A 17,275-nucleotide genomic window follows, 5' to 3' on the forward strand; every position below is an offset into this window, starting at 1 on the left:
AAGCCTTATTAAGGCTTCATCTGATATTTTATTTAATTAGACAGTGTAAGCTTTTAGTTTTACATCATTTAACTTACCAGCTCGTAGTAATAGCCAAGATATAAACCCGACAATTGCTGCCATTAATACAAATAACATTCTTCCCCACATTGGGTTTGGTATCAGCGTTAATAGAAGAAGCGCGGCACTTGTCGCCAATAACACTCGACCAAGTAAGATGTACTGTTGTCTATCAGCTTCGAAGCTTTGAGGCGAATCTTCTACAATTACTGGAGTTTCTGCATTACTAAAGAACTCTGCGATTTCTTCAGCACGCTTACCTGTTGGCTCTTTATAGAAAAGTTGAGTCAGCAAGAAGAAACCACCTGTGATAATAATGTGCCCTGTTACGCCCATGGTTATCGATTTCATTTCAGCGAATTCACGACTAGACAATGGTTCAGATAAATTAAACAGGCTTTCGATCATTGGTGCATTTGTTGAAGCAATAACGGCTGAAACACAAGCGCCTACGGCAATGGTTGCCCAACATGACCAATCTGGAGTCTTCTTGATAAAGAAACAAAGCAGTGAAGGAATAAGCACAGGGAACGCGACAAGCGTACTCACCATCATAAGTGCATCAAATAGACCAAAATCTTGCAGTTTGCTCATGAACAAGCCACAAACAATAATCAATAAGCCGAATACCACGGTAGAAACTTTACTTGCAAACAAGATCGATTTATCTGATTTGTCTTTTGCCATGTAAGGTTCATAAACGTTTTTAATGAATATGCCGGCATTTCTATTTAATGCAGAGTCCATTGACGACATGGTTGCAGCAAACATAGCTGACATCATCAAGCCAACCATCCCAACGGGCATCTCGTTACGAACGAAGACAAAATAAGTGGCATTAGAAATATCTTTGCCTAGAACATCGAGGCCCCATGTAGACATATCTGGGTAATTTCCGCTTACATACCAAGCAGGAAGGAACCAAATGAAAGGCCCAAACGCCATTAGACAACACGCCAGGATTGCAGCTTTACGTGCATTATTAGTATCTTTTGCTGCAATATAGCGGTAAGAATCAATCATATTGTTTGTACTGAAGAACTGTTTGATGAAAATACAGATAAACCAGCCAACAAATAAATAAGTATAGCTATACCCTTCTCCAACAAAACCTTGATCAGGCAAACCCGCTTCTAGTATTGGTGTTACACCACCAGATTTGTATATCGCTACGATTGTCGCTATGAAGGTAACAACAGTAATGATGATCATCTGTATAAAGTCTGATGCAACTACAGCCCAACTTCCGCCGACCAGAGACATAAGAAGTACAACCATACCCGCAGCAACTATCGTTGTTTCAATTGGGATATTAAATACCGCACTTGCAAAGATCGCTAATGCATTCAGCCATAGCGCAGCCTGAAGTACACTCGACGGTACTGTCGCCCACGTTACAACTTGCTCACTAACAGGACCAAAACGTTTGCGAATGCCTTGGATTGGGCTTATAACTCGCATTTGTCGAGCTCTTGCAGCAAAGAATAAGTAGTTACAAAAGTAACCGAGAGCATTCGCGAAAAAGATAACAGAGATGGATAAGCCAACATCAAGAGCTTTTCCCATTACGCCAGTAAACGTCATAGCACTCAGTGCTTGAAGAAATGCTGTGGACCCAACCATCCACCACAACATTTTGCCTCCCCCCCTAAAGTAATCACTTGTCGATGACGTTGCTGATCGAAACATCCAACCTACTCCGAGGAGGAAAACGAAGTAGCCTATAACTATAAGTATATCGATATTCATAATGAGCCCTAACCGTGATATTTAAAAACTAAACACCTTTCGCTTTCTTTTATATCGCCCCTAGATATTGGCTGTCAAAATTGGTCTACCAATTGGTTGACGCCTCTCACAAAAAAATAAATCTCTGTTTATATGCCGTTTAAATAATACAAATGAATGCTACTCTCTAATGGTAATTTTTATAGCCGTCTGATTTGAAAAATTGGAGTAAGAGTGCGGAAATATGAATAAAAATGTTTTAAATCAATACCTAAAAGAAGATCATAGAATTGTTCACATTGGCTTAGGGGCTTTTCACCGAGCTCATCAAGCATTATATACAAGTGAATTGTTAGACAATAAAAAATCTAACTGGACGATCTGTTCCATTAACTTATTTGGTTCACAATCGCTTATTCAGCAGTTAAGAGAGCAAGGTCATTGCTACACTGTTTTGGAGAGAGGTGCGACAAGCGAACAAATAAAAATATCAAAGGCAATCACTCAATCCTTACATCCAGATCTAGACGGTCAGTCGACTATCATCGAAAAAATTGCGAATCCAAACGTTCGTATCGTCTCAATGACTATCACAGAAAAAGGCTATTGCATCGAACCAAGTACTGGTTCTCTTGATGTTAACAACCGTCTTATCCAGCTCGATCTCGACTCACCTTCTCGTCCAGTATCCGCCATCGGTTATATCGTTGAAGGTTTAAGACTCAGAAAAAAAAGGAATATTAACGCGTTCACCGTATTGTCTTGCGACAATATTCAAAACAATGGAGAAGTAGCGAAGTCGGCTATTCTTAGTTTTGCAAAATTGGTCGACTTGGAGTTGTATTCTTGGATAGAGGCTAATGTCACATTCCCAAACACTATGGTTGACCGTATTGTTCCAGCGGCGAGTAAAGGATGCTTATCTTATATAGAAACAGCTATCGGCTACTCGGATCCATGTGCCATCACTTGTGAACCTTTTCGACAATGGGTAATAGAAGATAAGTTTACAATTGGTCGACCAAATTGGGATGAAATGGGCGCGCAATTTGTCGATGATGTCATACCTTTTGAAGAGATGAAGCTACGCATGCTAAATGGTAGTCACTCACTTCTTGCGTACTTGGGGTACTTGAGTGGTTATAAGTATGTGTCAGAAGCGATTTCAGACCCATATTTTAAGAAGGTGATCCTAGACTTCATGATGAATGAGCAAGCGCCTTCATTGTCGTTACCAAAGGAAACTGACATTGCAGCTTACGCAGATTCGCTGATTGAACGTTTCTCTAACCCAAATTTAAAGCATCTTACCTCTCAGATAGCAATGGATGGAAGTCAGAAATTACCACCACGATTTTGTGAATCTCTCAAATATAACCGTGAAAATGCTGTTCAAACAACTTGGTTAGAGTTGGGCATTGCAGGGTGGATGGCTTATGTGATTGGCACGGATGACAACGGCGATACTATCGAGGTTCATGATCCAATGGCTGGCGTGTTCAAGCAAATCAAACAAGAAAGTAAAACGCCTAGTGAAGCTGTCGTTTCTTTATTAAGCATTGATAGTATTTTTGAATCTAGCCTTCTTGAAGATGTCGAATTCGTAAATAAGATAGTCGACTTTTTCGAACGTATTCAAGAGGTTGGTGCAATGAAAACTTTACATAACTTAACAAAAACGCTGAACTTAAAGGGCTAGGCATGGAATACAAAAATAAGTTAATTCGATTTGGTCAAAACCGCGTTTGGCGCTCTTACAGTGGTGGTAAGGTTTTAGACCAAATTAATAACGAAAGCGTTCCGGTCGACTCTCATTTTCCTGAAGACTGGATTGCATCGGTCACTAAAGCCGTTAATCCAGGTCGAGAAACAATCAGTGAAGGTCAATCAACTGCGATTATCGGCGATCACTCACTCGATTTCGCCGAATTATTAGATCTAGATCCTGAGTATTTTTTAGGTAAAGAGCACTTCAGTAGATTCGGCCCTAACCCTATGGTTTTGATTAAGTTTCTAGATTCTTCAATTCGCTTACATTTCCAAGCACACCCAACCAGAGAGTTTGCCCAAAAGCACCTAGATTCAAATTCAGGTAAAGCTGAAGCCTACTATATTTTACAAGTTCGTGAAGAAATTGATGATCCTTATATTTATCTCGGATTTCAGACGCCTCCGACTAAAGAAACGTTGAAAGAGATCATTGTTAAACAAGACATCAACCGACTGAAAACTTGCTTCGAAAAAATCAAAGTCTCTCCTGGAGAGTGTTACTTTATTCCGGGAGGAATGCCTCACGCGATAGGCGAAGGCATTCTAATGATTGAGATAATGGAACCATCGGACTGGGCTGTTCGATTTGAGTTTGAACGAGCCGGTTATACACTTCCTGAAGAAGCTCGCTACATGAAGCGAGATTTGGACTTTTGCCTTGATGTTTTTGACTATTCAGAGAAGTCGGTTGAAGCGGTGGCAACTCAGAACAAAAAAACACCCCAACTATTAACAACTTATGTTGACGGATCGGTAAAAGAGTCTCTCATTGATGACAAAACAACCGACAGATATCGAGTTTGTCGGACCAAAGTCATTAACAGCATCACCAAATCTGAGACCGATTTTTATGTCGGTGTTATTGCTGCTGGCAGTTGCACGATTAAATTAGACGAAGAAATTTTAGTACTCGATAAGTACGATAAATTTTTCTGTCCGGCTGGCATAGAAAATATCACGATAGAAACAGACGATAGCGTCGAGATTATTGAATGCTACCCACCATTAACGAATTAATCATGAGTTAACGTATTGAAATGGAATCAATAAACCTTTATTACGACGCCTTTATCTTTGATATGGATGGAACATTAGTAAACTCCGAGCCGCTCAAAGGCCAAGCATTAGCGCTGACCTGTAAAGACTATGGTTCCATCGTTGACTACAGCATTTATCAGCATGTCATGGGTATGAAATGGGAAAATGTCGTTCAGTATTTTTTCAAAATTGGAGGGATTGAGCCAGATGTACAAGAGTTTAACGATAAATTTAAGGAACATTATCAATCACTCCTTTCACACAAATTGTCTATCAACAAAGGTGTTGTTGAACTTCTAAAACAATTAAAATCTTCTGGGAAGCAATGTGCGGTTGTAACCTCAGCGCAACAGTGGATGGCTAACCAAATACTGAAAGATTGTAAACTTGAACACTTGTTTGATCTGGTCATCGCTAAAGAGGATGTTTCAATGCATAAGCCAGATCCGGAAGCTTATTTGTTGGCGCTATCTAGATTAAATGTCACCGCAGATAAAGCCATTATCTTTGAAGACTCGGCACCAGGACTTCAGGCTGGTTTAGCTAGCGGTTGTGAAGTCATTGCCTTTCAACATTCTTTCAATATAAACAATGATTTTTCAAGGGCGTTAGAAATCATTGATGATTTCTCAGTTGTCAGTTAAGACCAAAATTCTCACCCTAAGTTCATTTGACTTATTGTATGACTTATATCATAGTAAACGAACCTGAAAAGATTATAAAATAAGCGCCTCCCACTTAATGATAAATAGACGAATGAACACTACCACCACTCTTGTTTATGACACTTTGAAAAGCCTTGCTGCTCACGCTCCTGAGCAACATGCCGAGATTCGCCAGCGTTTATATGAGCAGTTGAGCCTGCCATTTAACAAGCAGCTCTCGTTATACGCTAATGTGCTTGGTCCTATCAGTTCAGGTAAGTTAGCGGGATGCGACAATATTGATAAAGCGGTTGAACTGGCACTGGATGTGCTGGAAGGCCGAAATAAGTAATTCCCCTTAAAATACGTAATATAACGGCCCAGATCTTCCCCCAGATCGGGCCGTTTTTTTATTCTCTTCATTTATCTAGTTGAATTTTAGGCACAAAAAAGGCGCAGATGATCCACGCCTTTGGTTTAGTTTACTCTAAATTTTTAAGAGGTCTTGAACTGCGCCACCGCTTTATCCATCTCATGGGCTTGCTCTGCGACTTTATCCACTTCAACTAAGCAATGTTGCGCCGAAGCGTTGTTATCACTTGAGATGGTGTTTAACTCGGTGATTGAGTCGCTCACTTGTGCCATAACAGCACCCTGCTCTTCAATCGCTGATGCAATACGCTCAGAGTTGCCCTGGATGCTTTCCATGTCGCTTAAGATAAGCTGCAGGCTAGCATCGAGCTCTTCCGAATCTTTCAGAGTCAGTTGGCCTTGTTGGTTACATTCACCAATCTCGGTCATAGAAGCGTTCATTTGACTTTGAATTGCCGTTACTACACTGGTAATTTCAGTCGTTGATTGGTGCGTTCTGCTTGCAAGAGCACGAACTTCATCTGCAACCACGGCAAAGCCTCGGCCTTGTTCACCGGCACGTGCTGCCTCAATGGCTGCGTTCAGTGCCAGCAAGTTGGTTTGCTCTGCAATACCTTGGATGATGTTTACCGCATCGCCAATTTGATCCACATGATGGTTCAATGAGCTGATCGAATCTTGGCTGCTAGAAAGGCGTTCAGACAACTGAGTAATGTTGCTGATCGTATCAACCACCACTTCACGGCCTTTATCGGCATTCACTTTTGCTTGATGAACACCTTCAGCCGCAACTGATGTGCTTTCTGAGATTTCACCAATTGTGAGTACCATCTCTTGCACTGACGTTGTCATTGTAGAGGTGTGATTTGCTTGAACTTCAAACTGTTTGATGACTGACTCTAGCTCGTCATGCATGTTCGACGTGCTTTGTGTCAGTTGCAGTGACTTAGATTGAGATGCCGCGATCAAGCCTTCCAGCTGATCAAGCAATTGGTTGAAGTATTGGCCTAAAGTGCTGAGTTCGTCTTTGCCATCAAGGTGCGAACGAATAGACACGTCGTTAGAATCAACGATGTTGCGAATCACCGAGAGTAATGACTCAATCTTGCCGACAATAGAACGGACAATTAACCAACTGAACAGAATGATCGACACGAGTAGCGTGACGCAAAGGATGTTGTTGATCAGCGATAGCTTGTCCATCTCTTGTTGGGTTTCTTGGTCTAATACCGCTGAGAACTCTTTAAATTGAGTTTCAATAGCATGAGAACCCGAGCGAGCTTGCCCAAGCAGACCTTCGTTGTGCTTCAAGCCAATCACTCGCTTCTGTTCAACCACTTGACGTGCAGCATCTATCAAAGCAGTTGAGCTTCCAACATTAGAAGTAATAGAAAGAACACTCGGATCGAACTCACCCTTTTCAATTAAGTCATTGAACAGGTAAAGCTCGATTTTTTGTTCAGCACTGGCTGTCGCGCTGATGTTATCGAGCAAAACATGAAACTCGCCTAGCATGCCTTTGTCACGTGCTAGCCCATAGACTTCGCTCGCTTTTACTAGGTTAACAAAGCTGGTGTGGTAAGTTTCGATGTCTTCACGTAGGTGTGTGCTGTTGGCTAAGCCTAAATCACTGAGCACTGTATCTAGCTCAGATTCAGACGCTAAGAATTTGTTGTAGTTTACGTCGAACTTGGCGAGGTACTTCATATCACTACGTAATAGGAAATCTTTCTCGTTACGGCGAAGATTGAGTAGTCGCACTTCAAGTTCTTTGGTGATTTGTTTGGCTTCGCTCATTTGAGCGGTGGTGTCTGCAAATTGCGATGTGGTAAACAACAATGAAATCATGCCGAAGATGGAGAACATCCCCAACGAATAGAGCTTTTTCTTTATATTCATATACGTGGCTCGTCTTTACTAAATTAACTATGAGTATCTAATTGATCGCATCGAAGCATGGAATACAACTCGTGCGACCTGGTTATTGTTATGGTTATGGTTATGGTTTTTGTATCAGTAATGAGCACTAAATCTAGCGACTGTTCAGCCCACCAGCAGTGACATTCTCAATGGTATTCAAACAGAGAATGAATCTTTTCACTAAAGATAAAAACATCAATAACACAAATTGAATACATGTACATTAGTTGAATGATAAAAGTGAGAGACAGCTATTTGACGGAACATAAATGGCTTGAACGTCTTGGTATACAAGGCATTGAATTAAAAGACTTTGACGCACATTTGGATGCATTATTTATGATGACATTTTTTTGGCTCTCCAGAAGAGCACGAGCGAAGCGCAACATTGGAGGTTTTGACTTGGTTTTTAAACAGTGAATCCGTCTATTGATGATTGTACAGTAAAGCGTAAACGGAGAAAAAAATGGACCTACTCAATTCGAGTCAGGTCCATTTTTTTGATTGTCTAGTCAATCGCTTTGCAGCTAAAGAGTTAGGGTGCGAACTCAAGGCTGACTAAAACGCTTTCACCATCTTGGTTAGGCACTTCAATAACACCGCTTTCTCATCTTCTTCGATGTCTTGTGTTAGTCCATTAACCAAACTCAAGTGAAGCTGGTTGTGGTGAACGTGTATCTTCTGCCCTTCATCAGTCAAAGCAACCACAATCGCACGACGATCTGTTGGATGTTCATGGCGCTCAATCAATTCAGCTTTAACCAACTTTTCGATTTGAACGGTAAGCGTACCCGTGGTGATACCAAGCTTTTCAGCGAGCTCTTTCATTCTTAACGCGCCATGCATACCAAGCACTTCAATGGTGTGAACTTGAGCAAGGGAATAACCTGTCTCTTTGACAACAGACTGCTCCCACGAAGACATTTTATCGTAGAACTCAGTCAGTATTTGGTTAAGCTGTTCTATATTTCGCATGGTCGTTTGAATGCACTTCAAGAGTAAGATGATTAATCTTATCAAACTTGGCGAGCATTTGTTTATATTCAGAGACGGTTTTATCACTGTTTGATTCAAGAGTAATCGCTGCTGAATAGTGATGCCCACTCACCTTCCACATGTGTAAGTCGGTTACGGCTGCGTAAGGAGCTAAAGCTTCAGTGATTCCGTTACGGTACTCATCATCAATATTCTGATCGAGCAAGATTGGACTTGTCTGCTTCATTAGGTTCATTGTCCACTTGGCAATCACGAATGCGCCAACCATTCCCATTGCTGCATCTAACCAGTTCCAACCGTAAAACTTACCAAATAGCAGCGCAACAATCGCAAGCAGAGATGTCAAAGTATCCGCCAACACATGCATGTAGGCTGCGCGTAGGTTGTGATCATGATGGTGTCCGTGATGCTCAACATGTTTATGACCATGGTCGCTGTCGTGATCATGACTATGTGAATGACCGTGCGAATGGCCATGGTTCTTACTATGATCATGGCCATGCTCGTGTCCGTGATCATGATGGTGATCGCCGAGTAAAAACATACTCACTACATTCACGGTTAAACCAATACAAGCAACGATGATCGCTTCATTAAACTGAATCGCTTGTGGGTTAAATAAACGATGCACTGATTCCACCAGCATTAATAATGCCACAATACCCAATGCAATCGCGCTGGTGTAGCCCCCTAGCACACTAACTTTGCCAGTACCGAAAGAGAAACGTTCGCTCTCGGCATGCTTCTTCGCATAACGGTATGCAAATAAGGTGATACCAAACGCTGCAGCGTGCGTCCCCATGTGCCAACCATCGGCAAGTAACGCCATAGAGCCGTAAATAGTACCGGCAACGATCTCGACAATCATGGTGATGACGGTCAATAACAGAACATAGAATGTGCGTTTCTCACCTTGGCTGTTATGTGAAAAAAAGTTGTGTTGATGACGTGTTGGAAAACTCAAAATGGCGTCCTTAGCTCGTGTGTTCAATGTTAGGAGTCGTTACTGATTAATCTTGCTCAAAAAAGTGCTTTGACTTACAAGTAGTTTGACTATCAAACCAATAAATGAAATTTAGTTTGATTATCAAACATTGTCAACGATGAATTTTAAGGCTCTGATTTGGGAAAGTAATAATTTATAGGGAGATCTAATTAGCTCGACAGCCTATTAGGTGGTGAAACAGCTGCGCTTTGCAGACACAAAAAAGCCCACGCGAGGTGGGCTTAGATAGATCAGATGGAGTTATTGGTTTTGCAACAGAGTAATCTCATCATTCACCCAACCTAACAACTGCTTGGTCGCTTTCGACAACACTTGGTTCTGCCGAACAATATAACCAAGACTGGTGCTAGAAAAGTTCATCAACGGTGTCACTTTCGAATGCAGATGCTGCTTGGTGGATACCGCAAACTCAGGAACAATCGCCACACCAAATCCCGCTTCCGCCCAATCGATTTGAGCGTCGACACTCCCTACTTCCATCACCCTATAATTAGGCAGATTAAGGCTTGGTAAACCTTCATCAATGAAATCACGCGTTCTCGTATCGTGGCCAAGTAGAATCAATGTGAGCTCGGCATCAGAGTCTTGGATATCAAACCCATCGCCAAGCGCACACCAAGAAAGCTCCTGCAGTTTAGTGAAATACAATGACTCGTTGTGCTGTTCTTTGGCGATAACAAAACCAATATCCGCCTGAGCGTTCTTAACTAAACTCGATGCCTGAGATGAGGTGGTATTCAAGAGCGTAAGGTCAATGCCGGGATACTGCGCTTTGAACTTCTGGAACGGGCGAATTAGCAAGAATCGAGAAATGATGTCACTTACAGCAATGGTTAACGTCCCTATTTTGAGATCGTTAATCGCATTGAGATCGGCCTGACAAATTTGGAGTTCGAGTAGCGTTCTTAGGCTTGTCTCTAAGAGCCTTTCGCCTGCTTGAGTCAGTTGAAACGGACTTCGCTCTATCAACTTGATGCGTGTTTGTTGTTCCAGTTGTTTTAGGTGCAAACTCACATTAGGTTGTGTCATATGCAGTGCATTGGCCGCTTTCCCGAAATGCTTGTATTCCGCTAGCGTCACAAACGTCTTCAACAAATTAATATCGAGCATCATGTCCTCTCTCTCGTGTCACTAATATCATTCCCTAAAAGTAAAGAATGCCCCATCGTCATTCCATACAGTGAGGGACGAACGCAATAGGGAATCTCGCTTGTGGGTTAAGACTTTAAGGATATATGGAATCCTTATCAAGATAATAAAGATAATTAATTTCTCTTATCCACCTTGTAGGCCTAACATGATTTCTCAATCAGTTAGGAGAAAAATTATGCCATCTATCGTTGTTGTGGGCGCAAACTGGGGTGATGAAGGCAAAGGCCGCATCGTCGATTTTTTAGCAGACCAAGCTTCTGCTAGCATTCGTTTTCAAGGCGGAAACAATGCCGGCCATACCGTAGTAAACGACTTCGGTACGTTTAAACTGCATCAACTACCGAGTGGTATTTTTAATCCTGACTGTACAGCGGTTCTTGGCCCTGGCATGGTGATCAGCCCTGCTGCGCTAACTCAAGAGATTGCAGAAGTTCAAGAAGCTGGCATCAAAGTAAAAATGGCGATCTCAGATCGTGCGACACTGTGTCTGCCTTTACATGCCCTTGAAGATACGCTTGAAGAAGAGCGTTTGGGTGACGGCGCTTACGGTTCAACACGTCAAGGCATTGCACCAGCGTACGGCGATCGCGTGATGAAGAAAGGCATTCTTGTCGGTTGGTTGAATCAACCTGAAATTTTAGAGCAACGCATTCAATTCCTGCTTGATTGGAAGATGCCTCAACTGAAGGCTCTATACCCTCAATGTGATTTCACTCAGACAGCTTCTGAAATGACAGAATGGCTACTTGAAGTGACTAAAGCTTGGCGCCCGTTCATTTGCAACGTAACTGAGCCGCTAAAAGCCCTGCAATCGCAAGACGCAAACCTACTGTTTGAAGCTCAGCTAGGTGCAGGTCGTGACCTTGTCTACGGTGAATACCCTTGGACAACGTCTTCGAATGTAACCGCAGCTTATGCAGGCATTGGTAGCGGTTTACCCGCTCTTCGCCCTGAGCGTGTTATTGCCGTTGCTAAATCGTTCAGTTCATCTGTGGGTACTGGCACGTTAGTTACAGCAATGGAAGAGCAAGACAGCTTCCGCGAAAGCTCTAACGAATACGGTGCAACCACGGGTCGTCCACGTGATATGGGTTACTTCGACGCGGTAGCAACGCGCAACGGTGTTGACCTGCAAGCTGCGACTGAAATCGCACTGACTAAGATTGATTGTCTGTCTGGTTTATCTGAACTTAAGATCTGTACCGCTTACTCAGGTGAGCACACTGAGAACCCGATTTGGCCACAAACGGCTGAGCTAAAACCTGTATATGAAGATATGGCAGGTTGGGATGAAGACATCACTGGCTGTCGCACGTTTGAGAGCCTTCCTCAAGCAGCACAAGATTACGTTACGCGTATCGAAGAGTTGATGGGTGTGCCAATCGTGATGGTATCAGTAGGTCCAGAGCGCGAACAAATGATCATTCGAGCTTAGTTGAGAAGACTACTACATCTACATCTACATCTACATCTACATCTAAGCCCACACTAGTGGGCTTTTTTACGTCTGTCACGAACATCTAAATCTTGTTCTTCTTATTAAGGTACATGTTTTCATCGGACGACTTTATTAGATTTATGATGTTGAAACTTCGGGAATCCGCCGTACCACAACCATATGAAAAACCGAGTGGCACCTCATCATCGCAACGAAAGCCTTCAATAAAATCATCGAATTCAGCGTGAATGTTATTGACCAACTCAGAAGCATAACCAGCCTCTTCTGAGTGTATGACGACAATGAATTCATCACCACCAACCCTAGCCGATATGATGTTGTACTTTGCATTGTTTTTTATGCATGACGCAAAGCCAGAGATATAGTCATCACCTTTGAAGTGGCCATAGGTATCATTGATATACTTCAAATTATCCAAGTCGAAATACAAGCAAACGATCTCACCATCGCTTATATTTGCTTTGTTGAATTCGTGGAAAAAGCCTCTTCTATTCAGCAGCGTAGTCATGATATCAAAATGACTATTCTTGTATAAAATCCGGCTCTCTTCTTTCATTAGAATTTCAGAACGCAATAGAGTCGATATGTTTTCAATCAAGCTAACTTGGCTCTCGGTATACGCTGTTGGGCTTAAATCAAACACCAAGAGCACCGCAAACACTTCGCCATCGATATCTCTTACCGGGACGCCACAAAACGACTTATAAGAATCCGCCCCATTCGCAGAAACGGAATCACCACCAGCATGACCACTCAAATAGACCGTGCGATTTTCGTTATGCACATACTCACAAAAGAGGCTAATTTTGCTCTTATGTTGGTTACACGATATGTTTGAGGAGCTCCACACACTCTCAGAACCAGAGCAACTCAAATCAGAGATCATAATGATGCCCGCATTCGATGCGTCCATTATGTCTCGTATGTTATCCAATATAGATACCCAAGTATCGACATCGATATTTTTTTGCATCCCTTCAGAAGAGAACTTATCAAAAAGCATTAATATTTCTTTAGTATCAGACAGTTAAACTTAATTGAACATTCATTAGTATACGTTGTAACAAAAATCCCAAGAGCGACAATCTAGGGCGGTTATTACCTAGTACTAAGCAACAACCAAGCACTAAGCAGAACCAAGCAACAACCAAACCCTACATCCTAATTTTCTAATTCAGCGACATCGTTCGCAGAAGCCCAAATTTCTGAGCGTCGATTCTTGGCTCTACCCTCTGGCGTTGCGTTAGACGCGATAGGTTTACTTTCACCAAATGAGCGTATAACAAGGCGATTCTTCTCTACACCATCCGCGATTAAACCATCCGATGTCGTCAGTGCTCTTTGAAGCCCCAATGCTTGGTTATAACCTTCTGCGCCGGTGCTGTCAGTGTGTCCATCCACCGAAATCGCACTGCCGTTAGTCTTTAACTCGCCTGCAAGTTGGCTCAGTGCTTTGCTGCCCATTGGCGATAAGTTGTGTTGATCAAAACCAAAATGAAGTCGTGCCAACAACCCTTGATGCTCTTGGTTACTGATCCAAGTCTTACATCCTGACTGGTTCATACCTAGATTGGATTGACCTGCTAACGCTTGTTCTAGCTCACTGCTGTCAGACGGCTGTTCAATTTGTAAAAAGCCCTGCCTGTGCTGTGCAATGCCAACGACATCATCAACCGTGACACTGTGTTGATACTCACTGAACGCAGTATCGCAATAAACACTGATGCCTTCTTCCGCATTGGCGATAAGGCTAAATTGCAATGTCGATATGACGATTGAACTGATCATTAACTTTTTCATATTTTCCTCTAGTACAACTTAGTTATTCCGCTTGTTTTTGAGCCTTTACGGATGAGTTCTTCTATCTTTTCAATCAATTCATCTAAGTTAGATACGTCGATGATGTCTTCATTTGGGTCGACAACGCAGTCTTGAAAACCACTTTGTTGAGATGCTCGAAAATCGATACCAATAACACCTATGTATAAGCCCGGTATTTCATTCCTTGCTTTGTCACACATGCCTCTGTCGACTAACCCTTTGAGGATGCCGTTGTTAGGGCTTTCCTGCCCGTCGCTTAAGATCAGCAGCATCTTAATTTTCTTGTTGTAGACTTGCTGCTCTTCTTGGTCGGTACTGTTCGGGTCACCATCATGGAGCACCTGAGAACCTCTCAATATGCCTTGAAAAGCCGCGGTGCCACCGTCTGCCCACATCGAATTAATCGGGTCTAAATCTGAGAGCTTGTTCGATAGGCGAATGTTCGAAAACTGCGATGAATTGGAAGAACCATGCGCGTTAAATAAACTTGTTCCACTCACACTATAGAAATCGGGCTGTAACCCCGACTTATCAGTAAACATCGTCGACACTGATGTCGATAAATCTACATAGTTGTATACGTCTGCAACCAAGTAGTTATCTTGATAAATCACATCCTTAATACGTTTGGCGTGCTTTTGATTCTCCGATTTTGGATATGAGCAACGTGACTGCCGGTCAGCACATCTAATCACGTCATTTTGTGAATAGGTGCGCCAGTAATCCCAGTTAACATCGTTGTAGGAATAAGGTGATACGTTCGTTTTATAGTTATCTTTGTAGCTCAACTGGCTTGTCGCCCGAGCTTGATTTCCCGAGACAATCTCCCTCGTTCGAACGTTAAAAGGCACAAAACCAACTCGATTAAGCAGTTTGTCTCCGGTTGTATCTTCTCCGGGCTCATCACAAACGTATTTCCACTCGCCATCGACATAGTCCTGTTTAATCGATGTGCAAAGAATTTTGCTGGATATTGCGTCGATGGCTGTTTTTAGATCGTCGATTTTTATGTGTCGACTTGAACCCCACCTGTCGTTCATTGAACCGGAAAAGTCCGACACAAAAACAATATCGATGTTGTTATCACCAAGGTAAACCGGGTACTTTCTCGCTAACGAACGTCCCGCTAGGTCCTGCTGCTGATCAAACGAAGGGATAAAGCTACTCGCAAACCAAGAGTCGTGCGTGGTCTTGGCATTCACTGTGTATTGGATGTATTCAAGAACCCCAGCCCCCTCATCTTCCGCTTGATGGAGTCGGACTGCTGAGAGGTTGGTTGATTTGATGTCCCGAACATAATTTTCGACATACTTGGTCGCGAGCCCACGAGCCTGATCCGGTAAGTCTTCAATGGTCACCGCTATCGCCGCAGCCTCTGCTGAATCTCTGAGTCGGCTGGTCTCTTGTACATAACGTGTTCCTTCAACCGCCCAAAAAGTCATGCCCATGATTGGAACAAGCAATAAGCCCATCCACACCGCGGCAACCCCTTGCTGTCTTTGGAGACTGAGATGCTGGCGATTGATATGACGATCGTGCTGCATTTTCATTTCATTATCTCCCAGGCATGATTGAAGAAGAGCCAATCTTAACCGTGGTACTGGTGCCACTGTTGAAGAAGGGCTTGAACCAAGAACTCTGCTCTTCACAAAGACTGATTCGGTACAATGGATACACAACGCCCTTTTCTACCGGCGCTAAATCTGCATGATCGAGAATCGAATCAGTTTGGCAATTTAAGCTTCTGTACTTGCTGGTTGAGAATTCAGCGACATTCGTTTTATTGGTCAATGACTCTATCTTGATCGCTACATTATCGACTGGTGTATTGAGCATTCGACTTGCCACTTTAGCCATGTCTTCTAACTCTGAATTAGTTACAGGTAGGTTTTGTCCTGCCAATACATCGGCTTCAAAATAACGAGTACGCTCTTTGATAACATTGACTAAGGCAAAGCTGGATCGATCAAGCTTGGCGCGCGCGAGTAATTGATAGCTCAAGTCTGCTCCAAACAAATAAACGCCCCATAAGGCCACAAGAATGAAAACTAACTCAATGGTGTACGAACCTTGCTGGCGCCCTTTAGAAAGCACACGTTGCTTACGGAGCATCATCTTTCCACCCCTCGTGTTCTAAGTTCAAAACCATGGTGCTTGAAATATCCCTATCCGCAGCACCAGCCAGTTTAATGACTGGGGTGTAGCGGTAGGTCACGGTGATCTCGGCTAAGTTGTAATTGAAGTTCAACCCTTGATCAGAGTGTCCCCTATTCGCGATAAAATCATCATAGGTTTTGAAGTACTGACCTGCGATAGAGAACCTTGAGCTATCGATTAAGAAACTCCATAGATTGTCATCATCTTCGATTAACGATTTGAACTTAGTTTCGTACTGCTCGTTGATCCCTTTACCTTCATATATTTTGGTATTCCTGATGGTTTCTCTGAGCGAATACTCGGTCATGTTCACGACGTAGATTTGGTAACTCGATTCGAAGATCGCAAAGGTGGCGAAAAACAGAACAAGCGCACCCAACACAAACTCAATCGCTGTCACGCCCTTCTGCTTATTAAGACGCTTCATCATTAACTCCTAGATGAGTTAATTCAGCGGCGATGCTCTGGATCTCTTCTGCTGAGAAGTCACCTTTGAGTAACTTCTTGGCTGAGTCGATTTGCTGAGTTTTCATTAGTGCGATAGCTAGGTTCGCTTTTACGATCTTATTCGACGGGTCTTCTTTTAAAACCGGAGCTAACGTTTCGATCGCCTGTTGATACTCGCCATTAGCCATTTGAATCATCGCAATGTTGTTCTTAACCACGACATCGTCATAACCGCGTAAACGGGCTCGATTCAGTTCTTGGTAAGCTTCATTAAATCTTCCAACCTTGGTGTACGACACGCCGAGCAAGACGTGAATTTGACCCGTTGTATTTCCCGCCTCGATAGAAGCTAGATATGCGGCAATGGCATTTTCAACGTCATTTTTTGCATCAAACACTTGTCCTTCTAACTGGTACAAGTTGGGGTTTTCAACACCCTCTTTTTGCAAATGTTGAACATAGAAGTCTGCCGACTCGATATCCCCTTTGTTGAAATATACCCACGCCAGTTTCTCTTTTACCTCTGGCTCTTCAGAGCCTTGCTCTAATTCAGCTTTGTAATAACTAATCAAGCCGTCATAGTTCTTCACTTTTTCCATACTAGTGACGTCGGCAAGCTGCAGGTCTTGTGGTGACGGGGCCGATTGACAGCCCGCCAACACATTCATCGACAACAAAATGAGACAAAAACGTTTTCCAATCATT

General features: G+C 42.8%; 16 protein-coding genes. 5 read left to right on the forward strand and 11 right to left on the reverse strand.

The features are described 5' to 3' along the window. Positions 1-36: 36 nt before the first annotated feature. A complete protein-coding gene (locus AACU28_RS17060) occupies positions 37-1,809 on the reverse strand; it encodes a sodium:solute symporter family transporter (RefSeq protein ID WP_017075019.1) in 1,773 nt (590 codons plus the stop codon). Between the two features lie 223 nt (positions 1,810-2,032). Here AACU28_RS17060 and AACU28_RS17065 point away from each other — a divergent pair, with 223 nt between their 5' ends. The 4 genes from AACU28_RS17065 to AACU28_RS17080 all read left to right on the forward strand — a co-directional run bounded on the left by AACU28_RS17065 (position 2,033) and on the right by AACU28_RS17080 (position 5,592). Then, complete coding sequence (locus tag AACU28_RS17065) at positions 2,033-3,487, forward strand: mannitol dehydrogenase family protein (RefSeq protein WP_121603294.1); 1,455 nt, start codon at positions 2,033-2,035, stop codon at positions 3,485-3,487. A gap of 2 nt (positions 3,488-3,489) precedes the next feature. Continuing rightward, positions 3,490-4,575, forward strand: coding sequence for a class I mannose-6-phosphate isomerase (locus tag AACU28_RS17070; protein WP_017093892.1), 1,086 nt, complete (start codon positions 3,490-3,492; stop codon positions 4,573-4,575). A 20-nt stretch (positions 4,576-4,595) separates the two neighbouring features. After that, entirely contained in the window at positions 4,596-5,240 is a 645-nt protein-coding gene (locus AACU28_RS17075) for an HAD family hydrolase (RefSeq protein WP_121603295.1), read from the forward strand. 112 nt (positions 5,241-5,352) lie between these two features. Beyond that, positions 5,353-5,592 (forward strand): PAS factor family protein, encoded by a 240-nt coding sequence (locus AACU28_RS17080; protein ID WP_004733935.1) that lies wholly within the window; start codon positions 5,353-5,355, stop codon positions 5,590-5,592. A 143-nt stretch (positions 5,593-5,735) separates the two neighbouring features. Here AACU28_RS17080 and AACU28_RS17085 read toward each other — a convergent pair whose 3' ends face one another. The 4 genes from AACU28_RS17085 to AACU28_RS17100 all read right to left on the reverse strand — a co-directional run bounded on the left by AACU28_RS17085 (position 5,736) and on the right by AACU28_RS17100 (position 10,647). Continuing rightward, positions 5,736-7,460 (reverse strand): methyl-accepting chemotaxis protein, encoded by a 1,725-nt coding sequence (locus AACU28_RS17085; RefSeq protein WP_121603687.1) that lies wholly within the window; start codon positions 7,458-7,460, stop codon positions 5,736-5,738. 630 nt (positions 7,461-8,090) lie between these two features. Beyond that, a complete protein-coding gene (locus tag AACU28_RS17090; RefSeq protein WP_102490727.1) occupies positions 8,091-8,507 on the reverse strand; it encodes a MarR family winged helix-turn-helix transcriptional regulator in 417 nt (138 codons plus the stop codon). Then, entirely contained in the window at positions 8,485-9,492 is a 1,008-nt protein-coding gene (gene dmeF, locus AACU28_RS17095) for a CDF family Co(II)/Ni(II) efflux transporter DmeF (RefSeq protein WP_102573137.1), read from the reverse strand. Before dmeF ends, AACU28_RS17090 begins: the two co-directional genes overlap by 23 nt. A 282-nt stretch (positions 9,493-9,774) precedes the next feature. Then, positions 9,775-10,647: a LysR family transcriptional regulator gene (locus AACU28_RS17100; protein WP_121603296.1), complete on the reverse strand. Its 873-nt coding sequence runs from the start codon at positions 10,645-10,647 to the stop codon at positions 9,775-9,777. Positions 10,648-10,861: 214 nt separating this feature from the next. Here AACU28_RS17100 and AACU28_RS17105 point away from each other — a divergent pair, with 214 nt between their 5' ends. After that, entirely contained in the window at positions 10,862-12,121 is a 1,260-nt protein-coding gene (locus AACU28_RS17105) for an adenylosuccinate synthase (protein ID WP_017080681.1), read from the forward strand. Between the two features lie 85 nt (positions 12,122-12,206). Here the strand turns inward: AACU28_RS17105 and AACU28_RS17110 are convergent, their stop codons facing one another. From AACU28_RS17110 to AACU28_RS17135, 6 genes are all read right to left on the reverse strand, one after another. Further along, a complete protein-coding gene (locus AACU28_RS17110; RefSeq protein ID WP_121603297.1) occupies positions 12,207-13,148 on the reverse strand; it encodes a sensor domain-containing diguanylate cyclase in 942 nt (313 codons plus the stop codon). A gap of 158 nt (positions 13,149-13,306) precedes the next feature. Then, positions 13,307-13,945, reverse strand: coding sequence for an OmpA family protein (locus AACU28_RS17115; RefSeq protein WP_121603298.1), 639 nt, complete (start codon positions 13,943-13,945; stop codon positions 13,307-13,309). Positions 13,946-13,953: 8 nt separating this feature from the next. After that, positions 13,954-15,510: a TadE/TadG family type IV pilus assembly protein gene (locus AACU28_RS17120; RefSeq protein WP_121603688.1), complete on the reverse strand. Its 1,557-nt coding sequence runs from the start codon at positions 15,508-15,510 to the stop codon at positions 13,954-13,956. Between the two features lie 10 nt (positions 15,511-15,520). After that, positions 15,521-16,078, reverse strand: a complete 558-nt coding sequence (gene tadF, locus AACU28_RS17125; RefSeq protein ID WP_121603299.1) for a tight adherence pilus pseudopilin TadF — start codon at positions 16,076-16,078, stop codon at positions 15,521-15,523. After that, on the reverse strand, positions 16,068-16,550 hold the full coding sequence (locus AACU28_RS17130) for a TadE/TadG family type IV pilus assembly protein (RefSeq protein ID WP_017080676.1): 483 nt from the start codon (positions 16,548-16,550) through the stop codon (positions 16,068-16,070). The genes tadF and AACU28_RS17130 overlap by 11 nt, the downstream gene beginning before the upstream one ends. Then, positions 16,537-17,274, reverse strand: a complete 738-nt coding sequence (locus tag AACU28_RS17135; RefSeq protein ID WP_259462828.1) for a tetratricopeptide repeat protein — start codon at positions 17,272-17,274, stop codon at positions 16,537-16,539. The genes AACU28_RS17130 and AACU28_RS17135 overlap by 14 nt, the downstream gene beginning before the upstream one ends. Position 17,275 lies beyond the last annotated feature (1 nt).

Source organism: Vibrio sp. SBT000027 (assembly GCF_963894355.1).
Lineage (GTDB): Bacteria > Pseudomonadota > Gammaproteobacteria > Enterobacterales > Vibrionaceae > Vibrio > Vibrio splendidus.

Bases quoted from the DNA above. Each gene is read 5' to 3' on its own strand.
- AACU28_RS17065 (WP_121603294.1), top strand. From the start codon at position 2,033: ATGAATAAAAATGTTTTAAATCAATACCTAAAAGAAGATCATAGAATT.
- AACU28_RS17115 (WP_121603298.1), bottom strand. From the start codon at position 13,945: ATGAAAAAGTTAATGATCAGTTCAATCGTCATATCGACATTGCAATTT.
- AACU28_RS17080 (WP_004733935.1), top strand. From the start codon at position 5,353: ATGAACACTACCACCACTCTTGTTTATGACACTTTGAAAAGCCTTGCT.
- AACU28_RS17060 (WP_017075019.1), bottom strand. From the start codon at position 1,809: ATGAATATCGATATACTTATAGTTATAGGCTACTTCGTTTTCCTCCTC.
- AACU28_RS17105 (WP_017080681.1), top strand. From the start codon at position 10,862: ATGCCATCTATCGTTGTTGTGGGCGCAAACTGGGGTGATGAAGGCAAA.
- AACU28_RS17110 (WP_121603297.1), bottom strand. From the start codon at position 13,148: ATGCTTTTTGATAAGTTCTCTTCTGAAGGGATGCAAAAAAATATCGAT.
- AACU28_RS17130 (WP_017080676.1), bottom strand. From the start codon at position 16,550: ATGAAGCGTCTTAATAAGCAGAAGGGCGTGACAGCGATTGAGTTTGTG.
- AACU28_RS17120 (WP_121603688.1), bottom strand. From the start codon at position 15,510: ATGCAGCACGATCGTCATATCAATCGCCAGCATCTCAGTCTCCAAAGA.
- AACU28_RS17085 (WP_121603687.1), bottom strand. From the start codon at position 7,460: ATGATTTCATTGTTGTTTACCACATCGCAATTTGCAGACACCACCGCT.
- AACU28_RS17070 (WP_017093892.1), top strand. From the start codon at position 3,490: ATGGAATACAAAAATAAGTTAATTCGATTTGGTCAAAACCGCGTTTGG.
- tadF (WP_121603299.1), bottom strand. From the start codon at position 16,078: ATGCTCCGTAAGCAACGTGTGCTTTCTAAAGGGCGCCAGCAAGGTTCG.
- AACU28_RS17100 (WP_121603296.1), bottom strand. From the start codon at position 10,647: ATGATGCTCGATATTAATTTGTTGAAGACGTTTGTGACGCTAGCGGAA.
- AACU28_RS17075 (WP_121603295.1), top strand. From the start codon at position 4,596: ATGGAATCAATAAACCTTTATTACGACGCCTTTATCTTTGATATGGAT.
- AACU28_RS17135 (WP_259462828.1), bottom strand. From the start codon at position 17,274: ATGATTGGAAAACGTTTTTGTCTCATTTTGTTGTCGATGAATGTGTTG.
- AACU28_RS17090 (WP_102490727.1), bottom strand. From the start codon at position 8,507: ATGCGAAATATAGAACAGCTTAACCAAATACTGACTGAGTTCTACGAT.